The organism is Streptomyces sp. NPDC052020, from assembly GCF_040680575.1.
Taxonomy (GTDB): Bacteria; Actinomycetota; Actinomycetes; order Streptomycetales; family Streptomycetaceae; genus Streptomyces.
This window is the reverse complement of sequence record NZ_JBFAWY010000092.1, coordinates 1-2,233: the sequence shown is the minus strand read 5'-3', so window position 1 is coordinate 2,233 and position 2,233 is coordinate 1. Positions and strand designations below refer to the sequence as shown.

The following is a 2,233-nucleotide window of genomic DNA, read 5'->3' as shown; positions in this document are numbered from 1 at the left end:
GCTGGCACCGTCCTGGTTCACCGCACTGCCCCGCACCACCGCCAGCACCCGATGCCCACGACGCCGCGCGTCGGACAACCGCTCCACCAGCAGCACCCCGACGCCCTCGGACCAACTGGTGCCGTCCGCCGACGACGAGAAGGACTTGGACCGCCCGTCGGCGGCCAGCCCACGCTGCCGGCTGAACTCCACGAAGGTCGTGGGCGTCGACATCACCGTCACACCGCCCGCGAGAGCCATGTCGCACTCGCCGTTCCGCAGCGCCCGCACCGCCAGGTGCAGCGCCACCAGCGACGACGAACACGCCGTGTCCACCGTCACCGCGGGACCCTCCAGACCCAGCGAGTACGCGACACGTCCCGAGGCGACGCTGCCGGAGTTTCCGGTGCCGAGGTAACCCTCGATGCCCTCCGGTATCTCGACGAGCCGGGTGGCGTAGTCGTGGTACATCACCCCGGTGAAGACACCGACCGACTTGCCGCGCACACTGGCGGCCGGGATGCCGGCGTGCTCGAACGCCTCCCAGGAGGCCTCCAGCAGCTGCCGTTGCTGGGGGTCCATCGCCAGCGCCTCACGCGGCGAGATCCCGAAGAAGTCCGCGTCGAACTCCCCGGCGTCGTGCAGGAACCCGGCCTCTCGTACGTAGCTCTTGCCGGTGGCTTCCGGGTCCGGGTCGTACAGTCCTTCGACGTCCCACCCACGGTTCCGGGGGAACTCCGAGATGGCGTCGGTCCCCTCGGACACCAGCCGCCACAGGTCCTCGGGTGAGCCCACCCCGCCCGGCAGTCGGCACGCCATGCCCACGATGGCCACCGGCTCGCTGGTCTTCGACTCCAACTCGCGCACGCGTCCGCGTGCTTCGTGAAGGTCGGCCGTGGCACGACGCAGGTAGTCGAGGTACTTCTCTTCGTTCACCGTGGACACTCTGTCCCCTTGAGTTCCTGGAGGCGTGTGAGGCGCTTGAAGTGTTCGTGGTGCCCGGGTGGTCCGGGCAGGATGGGCCGTGGGGCCGGAATCAGCTCGTACCGCGGTCCCGGTCGAGAAGGTCGAAGAGTTCTTCGGCCGAGGCATTCAGGATGTCCGCGGCACCGGTGCCGTCCTCGGCACCGGCTCCGGGACCCTCTTGGGCACCGGCTCCGGCCATGTCCCCGTCTCCGGTCCCGGTGCCCCCCTTGACCAGTGAGCGCAGTGACCGCAGTTGTTCCAGGACGTCGTCGCTCTCCGGGGTTCCCGACAGGCCCGCGAGGGCCAAAGCGGTCTCCAGCCGGGTGAGTTGGGCCATGACGGCGTCCGTGTCGACGAGGCCGGCAAAGGACGGGTCCTCGGTTGCCGTCGTACCGCCCGAGGCGCTGGCTCCGCGAGGGAGCTCCTCGTCCAGATGGGTGGCGAGCACGGCGGGGGTGGGGTGGTCGAAGACCAGCGTCGCCGGGAGGCCGAGGCCGCCCGCGGCGTTGAGCCGGTTGCGCAGTTCGACCGCCATGAGGGAGTCGAAGCCCAGGTCGAGGAAGCCCCGGTCCGGGTCGATGCGGTGGCCACGGGCGTGGCCGAGTACCTCGGACACCTCGCCGCAGACCACCTCCAGGAGCAGGCGCCGCCGTTCGGGGCCGTCGACGGCGGCGGCCCGCTCGGCGAGCGTCGGCGCCGCCTCGGCGAGACCGGTCCCCGTCCCGGACGACACGGCAGCGGTTTCCGCGGCCGCCCGGGCACGGACGGGGCCTGCGTCGACCAGTTCCCGCAGGAGTGCGGGGACGCCCGCCGGGTCTGTCGCGGCCGCACTGCGCAGGCCCTTGGTGTCCAGGCGCAGCGGCAGCAGAAGCGGGTGCCGGTCGTCACGGACGGCGGCGTCGAGGAGGGCAAGGCCCTCGTCGACGGTGATCGCGCCGATGCCGGCCCGGCTCATGCGGCGCAGGTCCGCGTCGCCGAGGGTCTCGGTCATGCCCCCGTCCGTCTCCCACATTCCCCAGCCGAGGGAGACCGCCGGGAGCCCGGCAGCCCGGCGCCGCCACGCCAACGCGTCCAGAGCCGCGTTGGCCGCCGCGTACCCACCCTGCCCCGCGCCACCGAACGTCGCGGCGGCCGACGAGAACATCACGAACGCCGACAGCCCCATACCCGACGTCAGCTCATCCAGATGGAAAGCCGCGTCCACCTTCGGACGCAACACCTGCTCCAGCCCCTCCACCGACAGCGACGGAATCGTCCCGTCCGCCAGCACCCCCGCCGCATGCACCAC

General features: G+C 71.7%; 2 protein-coding genes. Both read right to left on the bottom strand.

What is annotated here, in order from left to right; translation table 11 throughout:
- Nucleotides 1-915, bottom strand: a 915-nt coding sequence (locus tag AB0L74_RS34775; protein ID WP_365661612.1) for a beta-ketoacyl synthase N-terminal-like domain-containing protein, incomplete at its 3' end; no start/stop codon positions are given.
- A 100-nt stretch (nucleotides 916-1,015) separates the two neighbouring features.
- Nucleotides 1,016-2,233: beta-ketoacyl reductase (locus tag AB0L74_RS34770; protein ID WP_365661609.1), on the bottom strand; the 1,218-nt coding region annotated here is incomplete at its 5' end.